The sequence below is a fragment of the uncultured Methylobacterium sp. genome (assembly GCF_964242245.1).
Taxonomy (GTDB): domain Bacteria; phylum Pseudomonadota; class Alphaproteobacteria; order Rhizobiales; family Beijerinckiaceae; genus Methylobacterium.
Map to the genome: position 1 here is coordinate 1 of NZ_CAXTBY010000048.1, position 6,060 is coordinate 6,060.

At 71.8% G+C, this 6,060-nt stretch carries 8 protein-coding genes; 2 read left to right on the top strand and 6 right to left on the bottom strand.

Translation table 11 applies throughout. The features are described 5' to 3' along the window. Positions 1 to 356: 356 nt before the first annotated feature. Both ACFE8Y_RS11945 and ACFE8Y_RS11950 read left to right on the top strand, forming a co-directional pair. Positions 357 to 737 carry a DUF6481 family protein gene (locus ACFE8Y_RS11945; protein ID WP_375464602.1) on the top strand — a complete coding sequence of 127 codons (381 nt, stop codon included), beginning with the start codon at positions 357 to 359 and terminating at the stop codon, positions 735 to 737. A 191-nt stretch (positions 738 to 928) separates the two neighbouring features. Further along, a complete protein-coding gene (locus tag ACFE8Y_RS11950; RefSeq protein WP_375464603.1) occupies positions 929 to 1,210 on the top strand; it encodes a hypothetical protein in 282 nt (93 codons plus the stop codon). Positions 1,211 to 1,361: 151 nt separating this feature from the next. Here ACFE8Y_RS11950 and ACFE8Y_RS11955 read toward each other — a convergent pair whose 3' ends face one another. The 6 genes from ACFE8Y_RS11955 to ACFE8Y_RS11980 form a co-directional block, all read right to left on the bottom strand. Further along, on the bottom strand, positions 1,362 to 1,571 hold the full coding sequence (locus ACFE8Y_RS11955) for a hypothetical protein (RefSeq protein WP_375464604.1): 210 nt from the start codon (positions 1,569 to 1,571) through the stop codon (positions 1,362 to 1,364). Positions 1,572 to 1,769: 198 nt separating this feature from the next. After that, entirely contained in the window at positions 1,770 to 2,435 is a 666-nt protein-coding gene (locus ACFE8Y_RS11960; RefSeq protein ID WP_375464605.1) for an HAD family hydrolase, read from the bottom strand. A 7-nt stretch (positions 2,436 to 2,442) separates the two neighbouring features. Beyond that, complete coding sequence (locus tag ACFE8Y_RS11965; protein WP_375464606.1) at positions 2,443 to 2,718, bottom strand: hypothetical protein; 276 nt, start codon at positions 2,716 to 2,718, stop codon at positions 2,443 to 2,445. 96 nt (positions 2,719 to 2,814) lie between these two features. Continuing rightward, on the bottom strand, positions 2,815 to 4,125 hold the full coding sequence (locus ACFE8Y_RS11970; RefSeq protein WP_375464607.1) for an MFS transporter: 1,311 nt from the start codon (positions 4,123 to 4,125) through the stop codon (positions 2,815 to 2,817). A 251-nt stretch (positions 4,126 to 4,376) separates the two neighbouring features. Next, the gene (locus tag ACFE8Y_RS11975) at positions 4,377 to 5,315 is read right to left on the bottom strand and encodes a DUF4166 domain-containing protein (RefSeq protein WP_375464608.1); all 939 of its coding nucleotides are present in this window, start codon (positions 5,313 to 5,315) and stop codon (positions 4,377 to 4,379) included. Further along, positions 5,309 to 6,019 (bottom strand): hypothetical protein, encoded by a 711-nt coding sequence (locus tag ACFE8Y_RS11980; protein WP_375464630.1) that lies wholly within the window; start codon positions 6,017 to 6,019, stop codon positions 5,309 to 5,311. Before ACFE8Y_RS11980 ends, ACFE8Y_RS11975 begins: the two co-directional genes overlap by 7 nt. Between the last annotated feature and the right edge of the window lie 41 nt (positions 6,020 to 6,060).

Below are 6,060 nucleotides of genomic sequence, written 5' to 3' on the forward strand. Positions count from 1 at the left end.
TCCTACGAGATCGAGAACGACCGGCGCACCGGCAAGCAGTCGGCCGGAAACCTCCAAGCCGTCTGAGGTCTCTTCGCGTCCCCGGACTCCCGTTCGGGGACGCATGCCTGTCTGCGGCATTTCCGCATCCGTCGACGAATTTCCACCGCCGCGCCGGCCTTTGTCCCCGATCCTCACCCCGCCTCGGTGCAACCCAGGTTGCACGGCGCCGGGACCTCGGTCATTGCCTCCTTGGAAGCGCAGCGACCACGCATCCTGAGACCAAACGGGCCCGTTCCACCGGCCCCGTCCCGCGGATTGATCCGCCAGGGACGCTCCCGAAACCCCGAAGTGAGACACCGTACGAGAAAGGCCAGATGAGCGCATTCGACTATCGTAATTTCGACGACCGCCGCCAGAACTCCGCCGACGCCAAGGCCGCATTGCTGGCCAAGTTCAAGGCCCGCCCGCCGGCGGACGACCCGGAGATGGTGGCCAAGGCCAAGGCCCGGGCCGAACTCGTCCAGGCCCGCGAGACGCGCATCCGCGAGCGGGAAGCCGCCCGCCTCGCCGCCGAGAAGCAGGCCGCCGCGGAGAAGCGCGCCCGCGAGGAGGCGGAACTCGCAGCCCAGATCGCCCGCGAGGCCGCGGAGGCCGCAGCCCTTCAGGAGCGCAAGGCCTCCGAACTCGCCGCCAAGAAGGAGCTGCGCGATGCGCGCTACGCCGCCCGCAAGGCCAAGGTGAAGACCAAGCGCTGAGCCGGAGCCTCGCCGGCCGGTTCCCAAACCGCGCCGTCCGCCGCTGCGGACGGTCGCTCTCGTTCCCGTGGCTCGCGGCCCATGCCCGCTGACCGAGAACCTGCGGGGCGCCCTCAATCCTCCTGGAGGCGGATTTCGCGGTTGAAACGATGACGCGGGGCACCGGGTGCCGGAGTTGGGAAGGGATGTCGATGCGGTGGATGCTGGTCGGCCTTCTGGCGCTTGCGTCGCCAGCTCTCGCCGCGGATGCCGGACTGGTCGTCGCCTGCGACAGCCTCGTGTCCCTGCGCCTGCTGACCGCCGCCGCACCGGACCGAAGTACCGCCTTGGCGCGCGTCGCGGAGCAGCCCGGTTGTCGGGTAACACCGCGCGCGGATATCGGCGTGGTGGAGCATCGCGCGATGATCGGCGGGGTGCCGTTCGAGTGTCTGGCCGTCAGGGCGGAGGCCCAATGCCTCTGGGTTCAGCCCTGAACCCACTTCGAACGCGTCGCGGCTGCAGGTCCGATGAGCCCTGCGCCTGCCGTTCCGAGCGGGACGGCACGCTCGACCTCGTGCGGCGCACCATCATCAGTCGGTGGCCGGGCACAACCGCTGCTAGGCCTGCGGCGTCACCGACGCCTGCTCATGCGTCCAGCGGGGCGCCGATCCGAGCGCGGAGCTGGAGGCGAAGGTTCTCGTTGGCACCGCCTTCCGCATCCAGCGCCGACATCAGGCGCAGGAGCTGACTGATCGGCGTGGCGCGGTTCCGCACCGCCTCCGCGATCCGCGCATGCAGTGACGCATCGCTGCCGGAGCCCTGCCCCTCCGCCTCGGTCTTGGCCGTCTGACGCATGGTCCGCGCTCGTTCTCGGAGAAATCCAGGATCGCCGGGCGGGTGGCTACGCCTTTCGCGCACGCTCCGCCAGCAGGTCCCGCACGAATTCATAGTCGGCGAAGGGCCGCGTCGCACCCGGGCAACACGCCGACCGGGATTGCGGGGACAACCGGGGCCACCCCCTGCTTCCTGCCTGGATCTGCCTTGACGCGCCGGTCAGGTCCGCGCCAGCGGCGAGGCGGCGTAGCCGTCGAGGAGGTCCTGCGGGTCGCGGTAGATCGCGATGCAGCCCGCCGCCGACAGGTCGGCCTCCGGAAACCCGCCGCACAGCACGCCGATCGTGGCCAGCCCCGCCTTCGCCGCGGCCTCGGCATCGTAGGGAGTGTCGCCGATCACGACGACCTCGGCCTTCTCCACGCCGCCGAGCTTCGTCAGGGCCGCCTCGAAGATGTCGGGATAGGGCTTGGAGCGCTCGGCCTCGTCCGAACTCGTCGCGATGTCGACGAGGTCGGTGATCCCGAGGATCTGTTGGTAGTGCTCGACCTCCGCGCGCTTGCCGGAGGAGGCGAGCGCGATGGCGAGCCCGTCGGCGCGGAGGCGCTCGAACAGGGCGCGCACCCCCGGGAACGGCCGCACCCGGTCGAGGTAGGCCCGCTTGAACAGGTCCGAGCGGTAGGCCTCGATCGTCTCGCCCTCCGCGGCGATCCGCGCCTCGGACAGGAAGACCGGCATCAACTGGTCGCCGCCCTTGCCGATCTGGCCGCGGACGGCGCGCGCGTCGGTCTCGACGCCGAAGTGGGCGAAGGCCGCGACCCAGGCCTCGGCGTGCAGGTCGACGCTGTCGAGCAGCGTCCCGTCGATGTCGAAGATCACGGCCTTCATGCGCGTGTCAGCGCGGGACGATGTGCAGGCCGTCGTCGGGCAGCAGGTTGCGGGCGGGGCCCCCGGTCTGCTGGCCGCGGCCCTGCTGGTAGTAGGGCAGCTCCGGGTGCCGGTCATTGTCGCCGCCCGAATCGTAGGCCCACGGCGCGTTCCAGGGGGCGCGGCCGTCGGCGGCGACCGGCGCGGTCGCGTGGGCGGCACCGCGGTCGATCCGACCCTGCGCCTGCGCTACCGCTGGGAGGACGAGCATGGCGGCCAGGAGGCCGGCGAAACGGGTTTTCATGAGGGCCTTCGGGGGACTCGGGCGCGGCGCATCCCGGCCCGCAGTGGGTTCTTCCCGGACAACGGCACAGGTTCGCCCGCGTTCCGTGCCGCGATCTCAGGCGGCGGCCCGCGCATCCGTCCGCGCGTGGGCGTGCCAGACGTACCAGCAGAGTGCGGCCACCGGCACGCCGATCAGCGAGGTCCCGACGAAGAACCACGCGAAGCCGAGGTCCTCGATGACGAAGCCCGAGGCGCCCGCGAGCAGGCTGCCGGGCAGCGCGCAGAGCGAGGTCAGGAGCGCGTACTGGCTCGCCGCGTGCGCGCTCGCGGTGAGCGACGACATGTAGGTGATCAGCACGATCGACGCGAAGGCGTAGGCGAAGCTGTCGATGCTGACGGCGACGGCGAAGGTCCAGAACGCGCCCCCGCCGTCGCCGCCGTGGACGGCGAGGTAGGCCAGCGCGAGGTGCGAGGCCGAGCCGAACACCGTGCCGACGACGAGGCTCGCCATCATGCCGATCCGCGGCACGACGAAGCTCGCCAGGAACGTGCCCCCGAGCGCGACGCCGAAGCCGAACAGCTTCGTCACCGTGGCGATGTCGGTGTTGGAGTAGTGCAGGCTCTTGAACAGCGGGATCGCCATCGCGCTCGACACGTAGCCGGGCATGCGGAAGCCCGCCACCATCAGCAGGATCGGCAGCGCCATCGGCCCGAGCCGCGCGACCAGATCCCGGATCGGGGCGATGACCGTCTCGACGAAGCCGGCGTGCTCGTGCGCGGCGTTCTTGTCGGAATCCGGCTCGGGGGCCATCAGCGCCGCGATCATGCCCGGCGCCATCAGTACGGCCATGCAGAGGTAGGCGGCGCGCCAACCATAGGCGTCGGCGAGGTAGAGGGCGCCCGCACCCGCCGCGAGGTTGCCCACCCGCCAGCCGACCTCGGCGACGGACGACATCAGCGCCTGCCGCTCAGGGGGCGCCACGGTGATGCGCCAGCCGTCGATCACCACGTCCTGCGTCGCGCCGGCAAATCCCAGCGCCAGGGAGAACACCACCGTCCAGGCGAGCCAGTGGGCCGGATCGCCGAAGGCGACGCCCGCGAGCGTCAGCATCACGCCGATCTGCGAGGCGACGATCCAGCCGCGCCGCCGCCCGAGCCACCGTGCGAGAACGGGCGCGTCGTAGCGGTCGAGGAAGGGCGCCCAGAGGAACTTGAACTTGTAGGCCAGCGTCAGCTCGCTCATCAGACCGAGGATGCCGATCGGCACCCGCGCCTCCGACAGCCACGCCGACTGCGTGACGTAGACCAGCAGGAACGGGATGCCGGAGCTGAAGCCGAGCCCGAGCATCGCGGCGATGCGCCGGTCGGAGAGGTGGTGCAGGACGAGCGGCCTGCCCGGGCTGCTCCGCGCGACGTCGTCCGGCATGCGAGCGTGCCTCCCTCGCCCGGCTGCGGGCGCGTTCCTCCACTGCCATCGGCGGCGGATTTCGACCACTGGCAAAGATGCGGCCGGTGGCAAATCCGCTCGACCGCGCAGGCGTGATCCTCCTGAGGTTCCCGCCGTCTAAGCATCATTCCGCGAAGTGTCCCGCGGTTCTCGGTCGAAAATGATGCGGCAACAAACAGATCGAAGCAGGCTTTCGTGGGCGAAGCCACGAAAGCCTGCTTAGGATGCGGTCAGCCACGGCTGACCGCATCCGAGACGAGGACGGGTTCGAGCCAGCCTCGATACCGGACCATCCGACCCGTCAGCGGATGGCCGATCTCGACGTGGAACGTGAACCGGCCGTTCTCCTGCGCCTCGAAGGTATTCCCGCCCGGGGCCAGCACCATCGGCATCGGGATGCCGAGGAGCGACCAGCGTCGGACGACCATGCGCAGCCGCCCGTCCTCGACGAGGAGGGCGAGGCCGACCGCCACGGGACCGAACCGCTCGACGAGGAGGCGTTCCCAGCGGCCGCGCCCCTCCGACTGGCGGCTCGCGAACGTCAGGCCGGCGAAGTCGCGCCGCCAGGTCTCGCCCGCACCCGCGACGGTGAAGCGGACCTCCACGGGCACGTCCTCCCCGGCCGCGGGGAGGCCGAACAGCCGTGCGGCGAGGCGCGCCGGGACGCCGGTTCCGCGCTCCACGCGTGCCCGGCCGCGATACGTCCGCGGTCCGCCCGCGCCGTGCAGGGCGCGCAGGGCGCTCGGAAGGCCGTCCCAGGCCTCGCCGAGCAGCCGCCGGTACAGCGGCACGCCCGCGGCGGCCTCCTCCGATCGCCTGCGGCCGGTCCGGATCGCCCGCCGCGCGAACAGGGCCTCGTAGTCGGCGAGGCTGAGTTCTCCGTCCCCCGGCCGCGCGCCGGGCTCCGGCCGGCGCCCCGCCACGGCGTTGCGAACGATCGCCTCGGCCGCCATGGACGGGATGAGCGGTCCGTCCACGCCCTCCGCCACCATGTGCCAGCTTCGCTCGACCGGGACGCCGCCTGCGTCCAGGCCGGCCACCGACACGAACATGCCGCCGCGATGCTCGCCCCACCGCACGACGTTGATCACCCGGTCGATCAGGGGCGCGAGGAAGGCCAGCGACGGCAGGAGGCGCCAGCGCACGAGCCAAGCGAGACCGTTCAGCATCCCGGTGGAGGATCTCGGGAACCGGCCCTGCGCCCACCCAGACGTCGGCGAGCGACGGCAGGCGGCGGGGCAGGAGTTGCAGGTCCGGCACGTCCACCAGGGAGAAGCGCGTCGTCCTGAGCGGGAGCTGGCCCGGCGGCGCGATCGTGTAATCCAGGCTCTCGGTGAGCGCGTACCCGGTGGTGTCCCGCCCCTCGCGGCGCAGGCGGAGCGGCTGTCCGGCGTAGCCCGCGATCGCGCGGATGACGTTCGGGCCGACGCCCGCGTCGGGCGAGGGCGCGATCCCGCCGGTCACGGCGCGGACCTCGGACATGTCCTGCGTCAGATGGTCGACGACCGCCGCCGTCAGGACCGGGAAGCTGCTCATGCCGGACAGGATGAAGAGGGTCCCGGCGCGCGCCTCCGCATCGAAGCGCGATGCCCTCCACGAACCCGGCGCCGTCCGCGAGGTCGAGGTCGTGCACCCCATGCGCGAGGCAGGCCCGCACGACCGGGTAGGGGTCCGCGCCGTAGGCCTGGAACGGACCGGTCGCGTCGACGAGGATGTCGGGGGCGAACGCGTCCAGCCGGTCGGCGATGCCCGCCCGGTCGATGGCCGCCGGCACCGCGCGCGCCGCGCCGCCGAGGGTCCGGCAGAACGCGGCGGCCCGCTCCAGGGAGCGTCCGGCGATCACCAGGGTCAACCGCCCCTCGTCGGCCAGCAACCCGGCCAGGCGACCGCCGAACGTGCCGTATCCTCCGAGGA